At 53.3% G+C, this 16,750-nt stretch carries 16 protein-coding genes; 8 read left to right on the forward strand and 8 right to left on the reverse strand.

What is annotated here, in order from left to right; all coding sequences use genetic code 11:
• Positions 1-174: 174 nt before the first annotated feature.
• The 7 genes from AB1N33_RS12715 to AB1N33_RS12745 form a co-directional block, all read right to left on the reverse strand.
• Positions 175-2,199 carry a methyl-accepting chemotaxis protein gene (locus tag AB1N33_RS12715; protein WP_411271936.1) on the reverse strand — a complete coding sequence of 675 codons (2,025 nt, stop codon included), beginning with the start codon at positions 2,197-2,199 and terminating at the stop codon, positions 175-177.
• A 222-nt stretch (positions 2,200-2,421) separates the two neighbouring features.
• The gene (locus AB1N33_RS12720; protein WP_411271937.1) at positions 2,422-3,234 is read right to left on the reverse strand and encodes a symmetrical bis(5'-nucleosyl)-tetraphosphatase; all 813 of its coding nucleotides are present in this window, start codon (positions 3,232-3,234) and stop codon (positions 2,422-2,424) included.
• 10 nt (positions 3,235-3,244) lie between these two features.
• The gene (apaG, locus tag AB1N33_RS12725; protein ID WP_411271938.1) at positions 3,245-3,619 is read right to left on the reverse strand and encodes a Co2+/Mg2+ efflux facilitator ApaG/CorD; all 375 of its coding nucleotides are present in this window, start codon (positions 3,617-3,619) and stop codon (positions 3,245-3,247) included.
• A complete protein-coding gene (rsmA, locus tag AB1N33_RS12730) occupies positions 3,616-4,443 on the reverse strand; it encodes a 16S rRNA (adenine(1518)-N(6)/adenine(1519)-N(6))-dimethyltransferase RsmA (protein WP_411271939.1) in 828 nt (275 codons plus the stop codon). Before rsmA ends, apaG begins: the two co-directional genes overlap by 4 nt.
• A complete protein-coding gene (gene pdxA, locus AB1N33_RS12735) occupies positions 4,440-5,426 on the reverse strand; it encodes a 4-hydroxythreonine-4-phosphate dehydrogenase PdxA (protein ID WP_411271940.1) in 987 nt (328 codons plus the stop codon). The genes rsmA and pdxA overlap by 4 nt, the downstream gene beginning before the upstream one ends.
• 11 nt (positions 5,427-5,437) lie before the next feature.
• Positions 5,438-6,721: a peptidylprolyl isomerase SurA gene (gene surA / locus AB1N33_RS12740; RefSeq protein WP_411271941.1), complete on the reverse strand. Its 1,284-nt coding sequence runs from the start codon at positions 6,719-6,721 to the stop codon at positions 5,438-5,440.
• A gap of 55 nt (positions 6,722-6,776) precedes the next feature.
• Complete coding sequence (locus AB1N33_RS12745; RefSeq protein WP_411271942.1) at positions 6,777-9,041, reverse strand: LPS-assembly protein LptD; 2,265 nt, start codon at positions 9,039-9,041, stop codon at positions 6,777-6,779.
• A 317-nt stretch (positions 9,042-9,358) separates the two neighbouring features.
• Between AB1N33_RS12745 and djlA the strand changes: the two genes are divergently transcribed.
• The 6 genes from djlA (at position 9,359) to recO (ending at position 14,753) form a co-directional block, all read left to right on the forward strand.
• Entirely contained in the window at positions 9,359-10,195 is an 837-nt protein-coding gene (gene djlA, locus AB1N33_RS12750; RefSeq protein ID WP_411271943.1) for a co-chaperone DjlA, read from the forward strand.
• Positions 10,195-11,115 (forward strand): site-specific tyrosine recombinase XerD, encoded by a 921-nt coding sequence (gene xerD, locus AB1N33_RS12755; RefSeq protein WP_411271944.1) that lies wholly within the window; start codon positions 10,195-10,197, stop codon positions 11,113-11,115. The genes djlA and xerD overlap by 1 nt, the downstream gene beginning before the upstream one ends.
• Before the next feature lie 154 nt (positions 11,116-11,269).
• Positions 11,270-11,974, forward strand: a complete 705-nt coding sequence (gene dsbC, locus AB1N33_RS12760) for a bifunctional protein-disulfide isomerase/oxidoreductase DsbC (RefSeq protein WP_411271945.1) — start codon at positions 11,270-11,272, stop codon at positions 11,972-11,974.
• 68 nt (positions 11,975-12,042) lie between these two features.
• Positions 12,043-13,767, forward strand: a complete 1,725-nt coding sequence (gene recJ, locus AB1N33_RS12765; protein WP_411271946.1) for a single-stranded-DNA-specific exonuclease RecJ — start codon at positions 12,043-12,045, stop codon at positions 13,765-13,767.
• Positions 13,760-14,035, forward strand: coding sequence for a hypothetical protein (locus tag AB1N33_RS12770; protein WP_411271947.1), 276 nt, complete (start codon positions 13,760-13,762; stop codon positions 14,033-14,035). Before recJ ends, AB1N33_RS12770 begins: the two co-directional genes overlap by 8 nt.
• A gap of 10 nt (positions 14,036-14,045) precedes the next feature.
• The gene (gene recO / locus AB1N33_RS12775; RefSeq protein ID WP_411271948.1) at positions 14,046-14,753 is read left to right on the forward strand and encodes a DNA repair protein RecO; all 708 of its coding nucleotides are present in this window, start codon (positions 14,046-14,048) and stop codon (positions 14,751-14,753) included.
• Between the two features lie 21 nt (positions 14,754-14,774).
• Here the strand turns inward: recO and AB1N33_RS12780 are convergent, their stop codons facing one another.
• Positions 14,775-15,557 (reverse strand): alpha/beta hydrolase, encoded by a 783-nt coding sequence (locus AB1N33_RS12780; RefSeq protein WP_411271949.1) that lies wholly within the window; start codon positions 15,555-15,557, stop codon positions 14,775-14,777.
• Positions 15,558-15,619: 62 nt separating this feature from the next.
• On the opposite strand from AB1N33_RS12780, the gene pdxJ reads away from it, so the two are divergent.
• Positions 15,620-16,369, forward strand: a complete 750-nt coding sequence (gene pdxJ, locus AB1N33_RS12785; protein WP_411271950.1) for a pyridoxine 5'-phosphate synthase — start codon at positions 15,620-15,622, stop codon at positions 16,367-16,369.
• Positions 16,369-16,749, forward strand: a complete 381-nt coding sequence (gene acpS, locus AB1N33_RS12790) for a holo-ACP synthase (protein ID WP_411271951.1) — start codon at positions 16,369-16,371, stop codon at positions 16,747-16,749. Before pdxJ ends, acpS begins: the two co-directional genes overlap by 1 nt.
• Position 16,750 lies beyond the last annotated feature (1 nt).

Genomic DNA, 16,750 nt, shown 5'->3' on the forward strand with positions numbered 1-16,750 from the left:
GGTCGACAACCGCCAGTTTAAAGGCCAGTGAATAATCCCGCTGAGTTCGTTTAGTACTTGTATTCATTACACTCTCCAAAAAGAAGCTGGAAAGTGTCAACTTTATTTAGGACGGGTCAAAACAAACAAAAAAGCCACCGAAATGGTGGCTTTTTTACGATTGTTGGCGTGATTTTACACTTTAAACTGGCGAATTGATTGCTGTAGTTCGTCAGCCAGGCGGGCCACCTCGTTGCTCGACTCTGAGGTCTGTTGCGCGCTGGACGTGGTTTCTTCAGCAATACCCACAATGGTTTCCAGCTTCTCACTGATTTCCTGAGAAACGGTATTCTGCTCGCGGGCTGACTGTTCGATTTGCGAACTGACGTCATGGGCCTTGTGCACGGCATCGGAAATAATATCCAGTGCCTTGGTGGCTTTGTCTGTCTGTTCAACACACAGTGCGGTCTGCTCCTTGCCCTGATTCATTACGGCAACGGCACGTTCAGCACCTTCCTGCAGCACAGCAATCATCGCATTAATTTCCTGCGTCGATTCCTGCGTGCGGCTGGCCAGCGTACGCACCTCATCGGCAACAACGGCGAAGCCGCGACCCTGTTCGCCTGCACGTGCAGCCTCAATAGCCGCATTCAGTGCCAGCAGGTTAGTCTGGTCAGCAACACCACGGATAACGTCCAGAATACCGCCAATGCTGGCGCTGTCCTGATGCAGCTTGTTGATGACCTCAGCGGCATCCTCCACATCGCGCGCCAGCGTTTCAATGGTGCGTTTGTTCTCCAGTGAGATACTGCGCACGTTTTCTGCTTCTTTATCTGCGTGGCGAATCTGGCTAAGGGTATCTTCAGCGTTCTGCATTACCAACTGAGAGGTAGAATGCATCTCTGTGGTTGCTGTGGCTACCTGGGCAATTTGTGATTTCTGGTTCTGAATGCTGTGTGTTGCCTGCGTGGTAACGGTTGAGGTTTCCTCAGACGCTGCCGCCAGCTGGTCTGCACGCGCGTTAATGCCGGCAATCAGCTCTTTGAGGTTGCCAATCAGCTTATTACAGTTGCGCGCCAGCTGACCAAATTCATCCTGTGCCGAATCATCCAGTGAATGTGTCAGATCACCGGAGGAGGCGATATTCAGCAGCTCATTAACACGGTAAAGCGGACGGGTTATTGCCCGTACCGTCACAAAGCCGATAAACCCGGCAATTGCAACGGAAATCACAACAACAATTACAACGAACACGGTGCTGCTGGTAACTTTTGACTTAACCTGCTCATCAATCTCTGCGGCTTTGGCATCGGCCAGTGACAGCAGACGCTCAAGTTCCGCTGTTGCTTCGGTGATATTTTTATCTGATGCATTCAGCGCAGCTTCGGCCGCATTGCGATTGGCAAGGCGGTCTTTATGTAGCTGAACTACGCCGTTTGACGCGGTAATGGCATTAAGCGCATTGCTGACCATATCATTGATGTCACCAAGCATGCCGGTAGAATCCTGGCCATCAGCAGCGGCCATCATGTCTGACAGCAGGCCGGAGACTTTGTCCACAACCAGCTGTACCTCGTTGCCGATGGTATCTGACCGAACCAGTGTCTGAGTTTTGACATACTCATACGATACCGTGAGTAATGACAACAGCGAGGTTTCAAGCTGACTGCCGATCTGGGCGGCTTCCTGCAACTTCGGATTACGTCTTACTGCATCAGTATCAGAAAAATCGAGAATATAGGTTGATGCGTCGTCTGCGTTATCCTCGGCTTCACCGAGCTTTTCATCAATGCCGTTTCTCAGGCTCATGAATGAACGCAGATTGTCGTACATGTTTTCAACATTGCCGACATAATCATCATAGGAGGACTTAACGCTGGATAGGGATTTTTTGAGTTCCGGGTCATTGGCTACCGCTGAGGCCAGCCGTGAGTACTGGGCGTCGAAGGTTTCGCGGCTTTGTGAATAGCTGGTGTACTTCTCTTCCAGTCCGTTGAGCGACTCCTCAATGTACGCTTCAAACGTCAGCCTGCCCATATTGAGGAAGCTGGCCTTCAGGCCACTACTTTCAGTCAGCGTGGGAAGCGCGACGGTATTGACTTCTTCGGTGGCATTGCCAACGGAGTTCAGGTTATACAGGGAAACGGCGCTGATGAAGATCAGCAGCAAGCTGATCGCAACAAAGCCTCCAATAACCCGCATCGCTATTGTAACTTTCATCGGAACTCCTGATGCATTCTTGTTCTTTTCAACCTAATAGTACCCGCCGGGGCAGGTAAAATATAGCGCTATCTGGTAGCAAGGTGAATATTAGCCGGCTAATACTCTGGCGACGTTCTTACATCGTCAAAGTATAGTATCGTCAGAATTATTAATACCTTAAGTGTCGGCAAAAAAAACGATCTTGTACAGGAATATCCTGTACCGGTGAAGGACATCGGATCATGCCGTAATCTGTATGCGAGCATTATCCTCTATTCGCAGCGCCGTCATGCGGTTGCCCCACACATAACCGGTATCCAGTGCAATAAATCGCGCGTTGCTGGTATTGCCTTCCAGCGCAGCCCAGTGACCAAACACAATGGCCTCGTCTTCGTTTAGTTGTGGGTTCGGTACGTTAAACCAGGGGGTCAGTCCGGTGGGCGCGCTGGCAGGGGAGTTTTTATTGGTAAATTCCAGCCCGTTGTCCCCGGTAATAAAGCGCATACGAGTACAGGCGTTAATGATAAAACGCAGCCTGTCCGTGCCCTCCAGTGTATCATCCCAGTGACTGGGTTCATTGCCATACATGGTGGTCAGCATATCTGCCCAGCCATCGCTGCGTAACTGTGCTTCCACCTCGGCAGAGCAGCGCAGCAGGGTTTGGGTCGACCATCCCGGATACAGCCCGGCATGTACCATGGTCAGTGTGGGAGTAATTTGCCTGGCCAGGGGAAAGTGACGTAACCAGGTGATCAGCCTGTCACGCTCGGCGTGTTTTAACAGCGCGTCCAGCCGGTCACTGCTTTTGGGCTGCCGCAGACCGCAGGCAATTGCCAGTAAATGTAAGTCGTGATTACCAAGCACGCAGGTGAAGGCGTCGCCAAGATCAGACAGATACTGCAGGGTTGATAGCGAATCCTCGCCGCGGGCAACCAGGTCACCCACTGCAAACAATCGGTCAGTGTCTGGGTTGAATTTCGCCTTTTTCAGTAACTGCTTTAAGCCTTTATAGCAGCCCTGAATATCGCCGATGATCAGAGACTGTGACGGCATGCGCTTCCTATCAGTTAATCATTGAAGGTACGGCGAGCCGGAATGGTGCAATAGGAGCACGAAAGGTGTCGCCGTGTTCGTCGGTCATCTCGTAGTAGCCTTGCATGATACCCAGTGGCGTGTCCAGTACAGCGCCGCTGGTATACTGGTAACTGTCACCTGCAGCGATAACCGGCTGTTTGCCGACCACGCCGTCACCCTGAACTTCTGTTTTCTTGCCATCGGCATCGGTAATCAGCCAGTAGCGGGAAAGCAGCTGAACCGGGACGGTGCCGCGGTTGCTGATGGTGACCTGATAAGCGAAGGCATACTGATTGGGCTTTTCGGTCAGGTGGTCAGGCAGATGCCGGGTTTCGACATCAATAACAATGTCTTCGGCGCTCACGCCCTGTCTCCGGTCTGCTCCTGAGCGCTGGCACAGTTTGCCAGCGTGGCAAAATCGTTAAGCGAGAGCGCTTCGGCGCGGGCACCCGGGTCAATACCGCAGGCTCGGATCGCATCCTCACTCAGGCTGTCTTTGAGGGCATTTCTGATGGTCTTTCTGCGCTGATTAAAGGCCTGTGCACAAATACGTTCCAGCATGGTGACGGAGTGTACATCCACCGGCGGTGTCTGATGGGGCACCAGTCTGACCACGGCTGAGTCCACTTTCGGTGGTGGCTTGAAGGCACCCGGCGGCACATTCAGCACCGGCATAACCTGACAGTAATACTGGGCCATGACTGACAGCCTGCCGTAATTTTTAGAGCCCGGGCCCGCCGCGAGTCGGTTTACCACCTCTTTTTGCAGCATGAAATGCATATCCTGAATGACATCAGCATAATCAAAAAGGTGAAACATCAACGGTGTGGAAATATTGTAGGGCAGATTACCAAATACCCTGAGTTTGGCATTGCCGGGCAGGGAGGTCGCCAGTGAAGCAAAATCCAGAGTCAGCGCATCCTGCTCAATCACGTTGAGTTTGTCGCCGTGAAACGGATGATGGCGCAGTCGTTTGGCCAGATCCCTGTCGAGTTCGATGACCGTCAGTTTGTCGGTTTCTTCACAGACCGGATCGGTCAGGGCACCCAGGCCCGGACCGATTTCTACCAGGTTTTCCCCCGGCTTTGGGTTAATCGCACTGACAATTTTCCCGATGATGTAATCATCGTGCAGGAAGTTTTGTCCGAAACGCTTGCGGGCTGTATGCCCTAAATGTGTTTTGCTCATTGTTGATGATGTGCAAGCTCGATGGCTTTTTCCAATGCTTTTCTGAAACTTCCGGGATCCACATCGCCGGTCCCCGCCAGGTCAAGGGCGGTGCCGTGGTCAACAGAAGTACGGATAAACGGCAGACCCAGAGTAATATTCACTGACGCCCCAAACCCTTTATACTTTAAAACGGGTAGTCCCTGATCATGGTACATGGCCAGCACGACATCGGCGTCAATCAGGTATTTGGGCTGGAAAATAGTGTCCGCAGGTAATGGGCCGGTAATGCGCAGGCCTTCTTCTCTTAATTCATCCAGTGCCGGCGTTATCACCCGGATTTCTTCGGTGCCGATGTGCCCGTCTTCGCCCGCGTGCGGGTTCAGTCCGCACACAAAGATATGCGGGTTACGAATACCAAACTTCAGCTTCAAATCGGTGTTGATGATGTGAATGACCTTGTGCAGTCGCTCGCGGGTAATCGCCCGGGATACATATTCGAGCGGAATATGGGTGGTCGCCAGCGCCACGTTCAGCCCCTCAGTAGACAACAGCATGACAACATCCATGGTGTTGGACTGATGCGCGAAAAACTCGGTGTGGCCACTGAAAGAAACGCCAGCCTTGTTGATGATCCCCTTATGAACCGGACCGGTCACAACTGCGTCAAAGCCCTGTTCCATATTGGCTTCACAGGCCTGGCGCAAGGTTTCCACAACGTAATGACCGTTCTCACTGTTCAGTTCGCCCGGTGTGGCAGGTACGGCCATGTCAATCTGACGGATAAAAAGCTCACCAGGTTCGGGTAAGCGGGTTTCTGATGCGTCAAACGGCGTTAATGTCAGCGGCAGTCCCAGTTGCTCCGCCCTGGCTTGCAGCATCGCGCCGTCGGCAAACGCCACAAGCTGTGCCTGCCAGCGCTCCTGCACCATCATCACCAGCAGATCCGGCCCGATACCGGCCGGCTCTCCCGGGGTTACAGCAATCTTTAATGGTGTGTCCATGCGTGATCTGCTTAGCTGTCTAACACTTCAATGTAGGCAGAGTCGCGCATTTCACGCAGCCAGGTTTCTGCTTCTTCACTGAATTTTCTGTTAAAAATAAGCTGATAGGCTTTGTCTTTTTTCAGTTTATCTGTGGCGTCGTCAATACGGCGGTCCAGCAGCTGAATCAGGTGCCAGCCATGTACGGAGCGGACAGGCTGACTGTATTCACCCGGCTCGAGCTTTGCCAGTGCATCCTTGAACGCAGGCACGTAGCGTTCGGGATCGGACCAGCCAAGTACGCCGCCCTTCAGGGCAGACCCCGGATCTTCAGAGTACTCCTTGGCCAGCTCGGCAAAGTCAGCTTCGCCAGCAAGCACCTGTTCGCGGAATTTTTCCAGCATGGAGCGGGCTTTGTCCTCGCTCAGAATAATGGAGGGCGGGATCAGAATGTGGCGGGCATTCACTTCTTCCACCGTCACTTTTTCAATACCCCGGGTATCCTGAATTTTCAGAATATGAAAACCGGCACCACTGCGGATTGGGCCAATCAGTTCGCCTTTGGCTTTGTCCTGTACTGCCTCGGCAAACAGGGTTGGCATGGCATTGATGTTCAGCCAGCCCATGTCACCGCCTTCGAGTGCTTCACTGCCCGACGACGAAGCGATCGCAATCTTGGCAAAATCTGAGCCCGTGTTCAGTAACTCCAGAACACGGTCTGCACGCGCGCGCGCATCGGCAATGTCGGCGTCAGTTGGCTCCGGTGGGAAACCGATAAGAATATGGCCCAGGCGGTATTCAGCCTGCTCTGCACCCTGCTGTTCAATCAGATCAACCAGCGTGTTGACTTCCTGTTCGGTAATATAAATACGGCGACGTACGTTTGCGCGACGAACCTGGCCAATGATCATTTCTTCGCGCACGTTTTCGCGATAATCCTCATAGGCAATGCCATCTAACTGCAACTGACGGCGTAGGTCATCCATGGTCGCACCCTGGCTTTCGGCAAGCCCTGAAATGGTCTGTTCCAGTTGCGGGTCACTGATACGGATCCCCATGCGCTCGGCCATCTGCATTTGCAGACTCTTCGCAATTAAGCGCTCGATCGCCTGAGTGCGCAATGCGCGATCGGATGGCAGATCCTGCCCTTCGTCCAGGGCTTTTTGTTTGACTTCCTGGATCAGCTCCTGAATTTCACTTTCCAGAATTACGCCCTGATTAACAATAACTGCTACGCGGTCCAGGCGGACTTCCTGTGCGACACTTGAGAACGCGATTAACGCTCCCAACAACATAGCCTGAATAATGAACTTCATAATCACTCTTTTTGTTGGTTAATTCGTGTTGTTACCCGCGACGGTACGCAGGCGACTAATTTAAACTATATGGCTGGCGGTAGCCAAACATGCCATCTTCCAGCATGCTCCGGGTTCGACCGCGGCTACCCATGCCTTTGAACAGGAACTGCAATGATATCCCAGAGTCGTACGCGTTCAGCGATTGTAAACCCGTGGCGTCATAGCGGTTGTTCAGGTGTCGCTGTGCAACCAGTCTGATTGCCCAGCAACAGGATTCGTATTCAATCCCAAAGTACGTTTCTATTGTTCGGCTACGCTCAATATCCCTGTAAGCCCGGCCAACCCACTGCCAGTTGGCGTTAATTGGCCAGCTGGCCGACAGACCAACCTGTCCAATGGTTTCCCCTGACAGTTCTCTGACGTAACGGTGCGTTAACTGAATCAGTCGTTTGGCATCCAGGCGGTATTCAACCGACATGCTGCTTCGTTCAACTTTATCGGTATCCGTGGTGATCTGTACTTCAGAGTGCAGGTACCAGCTGTTGTCGAATCGCCAGTCAAGTTCCGCAGCCAGAGCCGACCTGTCATCATCGTCGCGGTTAGCGGCATTCAGACGGCCATCGTCAAGGTAGAATATCTGACCCAGACTAAGTACAAAATGTTCCCGTTCCGCTTCATCAAGGAAGCGGGTGGTCACGCCAAGGGTAATCTGGTTGTTGTCACTGATTCTGTCAAGCCCGGTAAATTCGCGGCCCCGGAACAACCCTTCGGTATCAGTCAGTAGCGGCGTAGAATCATACATGCCAATCGCTGACTGGTCCTCGAACGAGGTGTACAAATACTGAAACTTTGGTTCGAGCGTCATCGTCATGTTGTCGCTGACCCAGGTGGTATCGCGTTCAAAATACAGCGCACCGAAAACACGCGCCTGTCCGAGCGTGCGGGTAACTTCCTCTTCAAGCGGTGTGCCTTCGGTATTTTGCTGATAATAATAGGTATTCAGTAACGTCGCTTCGGCAGTTAACTCACCCCATTGCCGCTGATAGGGCAGCGCAATGGTCGGTGCAATATGCAAGCGCGTCGCCGTGGGGGCCTTGGCATTCTTATTGTCGAAATAGGCCAGCTCAGAATCAATCCTGAATTCCATCAGCTCGCCCAACGGCTTGTTATAACTCAGTAACAGCTCCGGCAGCGCCCGGTAGCTGTCCGGATTGTTGCCAATAACCTCAAAGTCGCGGATACGGGCGGTAAACTGAAGCTGTTCGGCAAAATAGTCCAGGTTAACGGTGCGATAAAGGTGCGTGTCAGACCGGTTGTAAAAGTCCGAGCCGAGATCGACGATGTAGTTGTCATCGCTGATGCCATTGAAGTCGACGCCAAGGATCCAGTTTTCTGACAGGCTGCCCTGGTGTGTAAACCGATAGAAATACCGGTCCGGTGACGTGGCAATATCGTTGTCGCTGGGCAGGTACTCAAGATTAATCTGACCAAAGCTGGATGACGTCAGGTAGCGGAATTCAGTTTTTAGCTGCATACCACGCAGACTCATCGCTCTGGGTGCAATGGTCATGTCGTAGTTTGGCGCCATGTTCCAGTAAAATGGCTGGGTGTAATCGACACCGGTATAACTTGAGCTGGTGACATCAGGAAACAGCAGGCCGGTCTGGCGCTGATTGCTGATGGGAAAAGCGAAATAGGGCAAATAGAATACCGGGACGTCCGCAATATAAAAGCGGGTGTTCTTGGCCTGGCCCCAGACGGTACCTTTCTCGATGCTGATTTCACTGGCCCTGATGATCCAGTCTTCGCTGCCGGCCGGGCAGGTAGTAAAGCTGACATCGTTAAGCCGGACCCCCTCACGGGTGTCGAGCAGAATTTCTTTGGCGGCGCCCTGGCCGGTAAAGCCGGTCAGCTGATAACGCGTATTGATCATCTGAAAGCGTTCGTCATCTGAGCTCAGCCGGACCGCATCGCTGTCTACTTTTAGCTGGGCATCCTGATAAGTAACATCACCTTCTGCTACCAGACTACGTCCATTGTCGCTCACCTGTGCTTTTTGTGCGCGGATAATCGCCGCATCGGAGGTGATATCGACCTGGCCGGAAAATAACGCCAGCTGGTTTTCGATAATTTCGGTTCTGGCCGCCTCAACTTTCACATGTCCCTTAGGCATAAGTTGTGCACTGGAAAAACTGACGGGCTCAACCTGACACAATGGCAATGCATCATTGGGTGTCTGTTGTGCGCGCGCAACACCGGTTCCTGATAAAGTCAGGAACGCAGCAAAGCCGGTCACAGCCGACACTGACGTAAACAATGAAGCGCAGGTTTTTTTCATGCGATGAAGAGTGGCCTGTATTAATAAACTGCTGTCAGCGTTGTGCCATACGCGCCTGGTGACACAAACGAGGTTGCTGCCCATTTATCGGGTCAGGTTTGCGTGCCTTGCGTTCTTAAAAAATGGCCGCTTTATTATAAGTGCGTAATTCTAAGCATTAATGACGCATTTACCAACCGTTAAGCGAACAATTTGCACATTTTATTACCGCGGTGGCGGTCAGCCAGAGAAACTCCGTCTTCTCTTGGCGGGTCCGTTTGGGTATAGTCAAAAGTCATTCTTTCTACACCAAACTTCAACGCCTCAGGAGAGATGGCATGCCGATGTGGGGAAAAATCCTCGGTTTCATTTTTGGTTTCATGTTTCTTAAGATCCCCGGCGCAATTCTGGGGTTGCTGGTCGGGCATTTCTTCGACCGTGCATACAGTCAGGACTTTAGTCAGTTAGGTGGTTTTGGACGCTTTTTTTCTGACCAGGAAAAGCTCAAGCAACAGGCGGTCTTTTTTCACAGCCTGTTTGCTGCCCTGGGACATCTGGCAAAATCAGACGGTCAGGTGACCGAACGGGAAATTCAGATTGCCACGGCGCTGATGGATGATATGCGCCTGTCTGCGCAGGCCCGGCGCGAGGCGCAGGAAGCCTTCAGGGAAGGCAAAGACAGAGACTTTCCCATCATCGATACATTAAAAAGTCTGCACGATGCCTGCCATGGCCGCCGCGACATTCTGCAAGTCTTTCTGGAGATCCTGATTCAGGCGGCGTTTGCCGACGGTGACTTGTCGCAGCAGGAATACAATGTTCTGGAAAAAGTGGCGCGGCCGCTCGGGTTTCGACGCCGTGATCTCGACTACCTTATCTCCATGTATGAAGCTGAACTGCGTTTTCGGCAGCGCGGGCAGGCAGGTCAGCAGCACCGACAGCGCGCGGCCTATACAGAAAAACAAACGCTTGATGATGCTTACCGGATCCTTGGTGTTTCTGCGTCAGACGATGAAAAAGTCATTAAGCGGGCGTACCGTAAACGCATGGCCGAGCACCACCCGGATAAGCTGGTATCGAAAGGGCTGCCTAAGGAGGCCATGGAAATCGCCAAAGCCAAAGCGCAGGATATTCAGTCTGCCTATGAGCTGATAAAAAGCCGGCGCGGATTCTGATGGCAAAAAAACAATTTACGTTCGTCCCTGCGGCCAGCCAGTCTCATATCGATGGGTTTATCGAGATGTTGTGGCTTGAGCGGGGACTGTCAGAACATACACAAAAAAGCTACCGCAGTGACCTCAGCAAATTTGCCGTGTTTTGTAATAACCAGGGATTGAATGACATTGCCAGAGCGACGACGACCTCGGTATCGGATTACCTTCAGCACCGTCATGAACAGGGATTGTCGGCCAGAAGCACGCAGCGCTTTTTAAGCGCCCTGCGCGCGTTTTTCGCCTTTCTGATTGACCGGCAGGTCAGAATTGATAACCCGGTGTCCGTGCTGACCAATCCAAAAGTGCCCAAATCGCTGCCATCGACGTTAAGCGAAGATGACGTGGATGCGTTGCTGGCTGAACCAGAGACCGGCGATCCGCTCGAGTGTCGTGACAAATGTATGCTGGAGGTCCTGTATGCAACCGGGTTACGGGTGTCCGAACTGGTCAGTTTGCGGCTTGACCAGATAAGTCTGCAGCAGGGCGTGGTGCGGGTCACAGGTAAAGGCGACAAAGAACGCCTGGTGCCCTTCGGGGAAGATGCTATTGAGTGGCTGACGCGGTATCTGAAAGAGGCTCGCCCCGCGTTGCTGAAAAAGCCCAGCGAACTGGTGTTTGTGAGCAAGCGGGGGCAGCAAATGACCCGCCAGACGTTCTGGCACAGGATCAAGTATTACGCCAAAAAAGCCGGCATCACGCAGTCGTTGTCGCCACATACACTACGCCATGCTTTCGCCACACACCTGCTGAACCATGGTGCAGATTTGCGTGTCGTACAGATGTTGCTGGGGCATTCAGATCTGTCAACGACGCAAATTTACACCCACGTTGCAACAGAAAGACTGCAGTCGCTGATTGCGCATCATCACCCACGCGGCTAATTGGGTACAAAACACCATACCCTGCCAGGACGCAGGATAACGCGATGAACGGACACTGTGCTCATCAGCGCGGTATGATAGGATAAAACGCATAAATGCGATTCGGTTCAGATGAGAGCCGGACGCTGTAAAGACGCTAGAGGTAGTAAGTCGAATGAAAGCCATTGCTTTTGTAGCCGGGATGTTCCTGGCATCGTCGCTGGTCCAGGCCGCACAGTCGCCAGCAGAAATTGAAAAGAAAATTGAGTCCACCATTGGCTTTGCGGTTGATGCCGTTGCCGAGTCGCCGGTTGAGGGCCTGTATCAGGTATCCACCAGCCGCGGTCTGTTTTATGTCAGTAATGACGGTAAATACCTGCTGCAGGCCAGGGTATTTAATATGGACGCAGGCATGCGCAATGAAACAGAAGAAACCCTGACAACAATGCGTATTAATGGTGTGCAGAAGTACGCCGACACCGCGGTGACGTTTCCGGCCGAGGATGAAAAGTACGTGATTTCCGTGTTTACCGACATCACGTGCGGCTACTGCCGCAAGCTGCATTCGGAAATCGAAGAGTTCAATGATCTTGGTATTACCGTGCGTTATCTGGCCTTCCCGCGCGCTGGTCTGGACAGCAAAACCTATGAGGATATGGTCTCCGTCTGGTGTGCCGAGGATCCGCAGGAAGCCATGACCGAGGCGAAGGCGGGCGAGTCAGTGCCGTCGGCAAGCTGTAAAAATACCGTCGCGGAACAGTACAGACTGGGACAGCGTCTGGGCGTGAATGGTACGCCCAACATTATCCTGCCTGATGGCTCACTGGTGCCCGGCTATCAGCCTGCCAGCGCGATTGCACAGGTACTCAGTCAGAACTAAGCGTTTTCACTTAACAGGCGGCAGGTCTGCCGCCTTCTTCATGCTACGTCAATGTCGAACGGACCAAGATGATCTTACCCATTGTCAGACGAACCCTGTCGTCGGCACCGTTAAGCGGTGACCTTCACCCTGTGCTGGAGCGTATTTATCGCGGCCGCAATGTGCAATCGATGGATGAACTTGAACACGGCCTTAAGTCGCTTTTGCACTTTAATCAGCTTAAGGATATGGAAAAGGCCAGTGCCCTGCTGGCAGAGGCCGTCACTGCCCGGAAAAAAGTAGTGATTGTGGGAGATTTTGATGCCGATGGCGCGACCAGTACCTCGGTGTGCCTGCTGGCGCTGAAGATGATGGGCCATCCCCATGTTGATTATCTGGTGCCAAACCGGTTCGACTTTGGCTACGGCCTGAGTACCCCAATCGTAGATATTGCGGCGCAGCACCAGGCTGAGATACTGATTACTGTTGATAATGGCATCGCCTGCCATGATGGCGTTGCCCATGCCAAGGCGCTGGGCATGACGGTCATTGTGACCGACCACCACCTGCCCGGTGAAACGCTCCCGCCAGCCGATGCGATCGTAAATCCGAATCAACCCGGGTGCACGTTTCCGTCACCGCACATAGCCGGCGTAGGGGTTGCGTTTTATCTGATGCTGGCGTGTCGGTCGCAACTTCAGTCGCGGGGCTGGTTTGAACAGGCCGGGATCGCGCCGCCAAACCTTGCGACACTGCTGGATATCGTAGCGGTAGGTACCGTCGCAGACGTGGTCAGACTGGACAGAAATAATCGTATTCTGGTGCACCAGGGATTACAGCGCATTCGTGCCGGGCAGTGCCGTCCGGGTATCAAAGCGTTGGTGGAGGTAGCGGGCCGTGAACTGGCGCACCTCACGTCAACGGATCTTGGCTTTGTCATTGGTCCCCGTCTAAACGCCGCCGGGCGGCTGGATGATATGGCACTGGGGATCGCCTGTCTGACCGAGGACGATCCAATGCAGGCAAGAATGATGGCGGCCGAGCTGGATGCACTGAATCAGGAACGTCGCAGTATTGAGCAGGGCATGAAAGAAGAAGCCCAGAAAGTGTTGGATTCCCTTACTTTAAGTGATGGTGACATGCCGCCGGCGCTGGTGGTGTATAAAGAAGACTTTCATCAGGGCGTCATTGGCATTGTGGCGGGCAGAATCAAAGAGAAATATCACCGTCCGACCCTGGCCTTCGCCCATCAGGATGATCACACCCTGAAAGGGTCGGCCCGTTCTATCCCGGGAGTGCACATACGGGATGTACTGGATGAGGTGAATACCCGTTATCCCGGGGTCATTGAAAAATTTGGTGGCCACGCCATGGCCGCGGGCGTCAGTCTGCCTGTGGCGAAGCTGGCGCAGTTTACCGACGCCCTGAATACCGTAACGGCGCGTCATCTGGCCTTGTGTGACGGCGATGCCGTACTTTACTCTGATGGTGAGCTGGGACGGGAAGAGCTGTCATTGCCTTTTGCCAGAACCCTGCGCAGTGCCGGGCCATTCGGGCAGGGGTTCGAAGCACCGTTGTTTGATGGCGTCTTCACGCTGGTAACGCAGCGTATTGTCGGTGAAAAACATCTGAAGCTGGTATTGCTGCATGACGATGGTGAGGAAGTGGACGCGATTGCGTTTAATATCGACACCAATGCCTGGCCTGATATGCAGGCTCGTCGCGTCAGAATTGCTTATCGCCTTGATGTTAATGTGTTTCGTGGTAACGAAACTGTTCAGTTGCTCGTTGAGCAGATAGAGAAAGATGAATAAGGACAGTAAGCACTTACTTAAAAGGCATCAGGCGCTCACGCAGAGCGACAATGTCAAAGTGCTGTCACATGTTCAGCGTGAGGAAGGAGACTGGATAAAGCATACGCTGATGATCGAGTCTGCGGACGTTCCTTTTGTATTCCGTCGTAAACAGCATTATAAAAGTCTGACAGGGGCCAGGGTGAACCTGACCTATTATCCCAGTCAGCAGGATGTGGCAGGGATCCCGTTTGAATTTATGAAAGTGGTCCGGCTTCGTCGTTCCTAGGAGACCTGTGGTGGCTGACTCGCAGTGGCTTGATGCATTCGTTTTACACCGACGGCCTTACCGTGAAACCAGTTATCTCGTAGACCTGTTTACACGGCAGGCAGGAAAAATCAGCGTGGTGGCCAAAGGCGTCAGAAACAGCAAATCTGACAAAAAGAGCCTCTTGCAGCCTTTTCAGCCACTCAGAGTGCAGTGCCGGGGCAAGTCCTCACTGAAAAACCTCAGTCTGGTCGAAAGCCATGGCCGGGCACTGATGCTTACCGGCAACGCGTTGTTTTGTGGGATGTACGTGAATGAGCTGACCAACCGTATCATGCCGCCTGAGCTGGTGAGTGAAGCGCTTTTTGAGACCTATAATGCGACCCTGACAGATCTGGTGTCGACCTCGTCGATAGAGATCAGTCTGCGTGAGTTTGAGTTTGCCATGCTCAGCGACATGGGGCTGATGCCCGACTGGACGATAGACGGGCAAAGCGGTGATGCCGTTGAACCCGGCGCGTTTTATCAGTACATCAGTGAAGTTGGCGTGGTCAGAACACAGGATGTTTCGCTACCCCACCGGATTGCAGGTGAGACGCTGCTTGCGCTGGCCGACGGCCAGTGGCAGGAGGATACCCGCCGCGCAGCAAAGTTGCTCAGTCGCGCTATTCTGGCCCCGTTGTTAGGCAACAAACCATTAAAAAGCCGCGCACTGTTTGTCCCGCAGCAGCGACAGTAGTCAGCAGGCTGTCACGCTTGCTCATTGTGAGTGGGGAAACAAGGCCAGCAGCATGTCACGTTGCAGCGGCGCCCAGTTCTTCCAGTTGTGTCCCTCACGAACCTCACGGTACGTGACTTGATGTCCCTGTTTGACCAACACTTTCCTGAATTCACGAATTGCGCTGACATTGTCATTGCGGGTGCCGGCTGACAGAAATAGCGTCAGCGGCGCCGTCGCCGTGCGCTGATACTGCTGCGTTATCAGCGCGACGTGTTGATCACTGGCCGGTGACTGCATACCTACTTTGTGAAAGACATGGGACGCCATCAGCCCAACGCAGGCTGCATTGAGTCCGCCGAATGATAGTCCGGCAATCCCGCGGTTGTCGGCGTCAGCAGAAACAGGATACGTCTGCTCGATGACAGGAATAAGCTCAGACACAATAAAGCGGGCATAATCCGGGTTGCACATAAATTCCTGGTTGCGCCGGTTTTCCGTCAGCTGGTCCGGGTTTCGGCTGTCAATAAATACAATGAACAAGGGGGGCAGCTCACCTTGCTGTATAAGCGCGTCGGCCCGCGCCGGTAACTGACCGTCACGGATATACCATTGTCCGTCAGTGACATACAGCACGGGGTAAGCGAGCTGGCCAGTCAGCCCGGGCGGCTGGTAGACACGAAACTGCAGAGAATAATGGAGTACCTGACTGGTGATCCGCTGGTTGTCAGAGAGGTGACCCGCAAGGTTATCAGACGCCAGTGCACCAAAAGCCGCTATCGACAGTAAAAGACTCACCATATGCTGGCGGATTGCTGGTATCACGTACCACCTCATTCCAACTTTTTTGTTACACTACTACCCTAGAGTATTACAGGACAAACTGCATGACCGATATTTTACTGGGCGTTAATATTGATCACATTGCCACGCTGAGAAATGCGCGCGGCACCCATTATCCGGATCCCGTGCACGCGGCGGATATTGCAGAGCGTGCAGGTGCAGACGGGATCACCGTGCATTTGCGTGAGGACCGTCGTCACATTCGTGACCGCGATGTAGAACTGCTGGCACACACCCTGTCTACCCGCATGAACCTTGAAATGGCCGTCACCGATGAAATGTTGGGCATTGCCACGCGTATCAGACCGGCATTTTGTTGTCTGGTACCGGAAAAGCGTGAAGAGCTGACGACCGAGGGGGGACTCGATGTGGCAGGCAATCAGGACACGATTGCCCGCGCCTGTGAGCAACTGGCTGACGAAGGGATCGCGGTGTCGCTGTTTATCGATGCAGAAGAGCGCCAGATTGATGCGGCTCTGGCCTGCGGTGCGCCGTTTATTGAAATCCATACCGGGCAGTACGCCGAGGCCAAAACCGACGCCGCGCGCGAGCAGGAACTTGAACGCCTGAAAGCAGGTATAGCGTACGCCCACAAGGCAGGGCTGAAGGTCAATGCCGGTCATGGACTGCATTATCACAATGTCAAACCCATTGCGGCCATTCCAGAGATTATTGAACTGAACATTGGCCATGCGATTATTGCCAGAGCAGCCTTTGACGGACTGCATAAAGCGGTTGCCGATATGCGTGCCCTGATGCAGGAGGCGCGCATGGCTGCGCTGCTGACACGCTGATGGCAATTGCCGGACTGGGTACAGACATTATTGAGATAGCGCGCTTGCAGGATACCCTGTCGCGCTCGCCGCGTCTGGCTGAGCGCGTGCTGACGCCGGATGAACTGGCTATTTTTAATAGCCATGCTGAACCGGTACGCTATCTGGCGAAACGCTTTGCTGTTAAAGAAGCGGCGGTGAAAGCGCTTGGCACCGGTATAGGGTGCGGTATCAGCTGGCAGCACATTTGTGTGATGAACAATCAGGCAGGCGCACCGCAATTAACGTTCTCGGGGGCATTCCGGTCACGGTGTGACGAGATGGGAATAGTGAAAAGCCATGTCTCGCTGTCAGATGAAACCCATTATGCGGTGGCAACGGTTATCCTGGAAACCGACTAAT

The organism is Alteromonas nitratireducens (genome assembly GCF_040812025.1).
GTDB lineage: Bacteria > Pseudomonadota > Gammaproteobacteria > Enterobacterales > Alteromonadaceae > Alteromonas > Alteromonas nitratireducens.

What these genes read in the sequence shown, in the direction of transcription:
- AB1N33_RS12715 (WP_411271936.1), bottom strand. Translation starts at nt 2,199, where the DNA reads ATGAAAGTTACAATAGCGATGCGGGTTATTGGAGGCTTTGTTGCGATC.
- AB1N33_RS12720 (WP_411271937.1), bottom strand. Translation starts at nt 3,234, where the DNA reads ATGCCGTCACAGTCTCTGATCATCGGCGATATTCAGGGCTGCTATAAA.
- rsmA (WP_411271939.1), bottom strand. Translation starts at nt 4,443, where the DNA reads ATGAGCAAAACACATTTAGGGCATACAGCCCGCAAGCGTTTCGGACAA.
- pdxA (WP_411271940.1), bottom strand. Translation starts at nt 5,426, where the DNA reads ATGGACACACCATTAAAGATTGCTGTAACCCCGGGAGAGCCGGCCGGT.
- surA (WP_411271941.1), bottom strand. Translation starts at nt 6,721, where the DNA reads ATGAAGTTCATTATTCAGGCTATGTTGTTGGGAGCGTTAATCGCGTTC.
- AB1N33_RS12745 (WP_411271942.1), bottom strand. Translation starts at nt 9,041, where the DNA reads ATGAAAAAAACCTGCGCTTCATTGTTTACGTCAGTGTCGGCTGTGACC.
- djlA (WP_411271943.1), top strand. Translation starts at nt 9,359, where the DNA reads ATGCCGATGTGGGGAAAAATCCTCGGTTTCATTTTTGGTTTCATGTTT.
- xerD (WP_411271944.1), top strand. Translation starts at nt 10,195, where the DNA reads ATGGCAAAAAAACAATTTACGTTCGTCCCTGCGGCCAGCCAGTCTCAT.
- dsbC (WP_411271945.1), top strand. Translation starts at nt 11,270, where the DNA reads ATGAAAGCCATTGCTTTTGTAGCCGGGATGTTCCTGGCATCGTCGCTG.
- recJ (WP_411271946.1), top strand. Translation starts at nt 12,043, where the DNA reads ATGATCTTACCCATTGTCAGACGAACCCTGTCGTCGGCACCGTTAAGC.
- AB1N33_RS12770 (WP_411271947.1), top strand. Translation starts at nt 13,760, where the DNA reads ATGAATAAGGACAGTAAGCACTTACTTAAAAGGCATCAGGCGCTCACG.
- pdxJ (WP_411271950.1), top strand. Translation starts at nt 15,620, where the DNA reads ATGACCGATATTTTACTGGGCGTTAATATTGATCACATTGCCACGCTG.
- acpS (WP_411271951.1), top strand. Translation starts at nt 16,369, where the DNA reads ATGGCAATTGCCGGACTGGGTACAGACATTATTGAGATAGCGCGCTTG.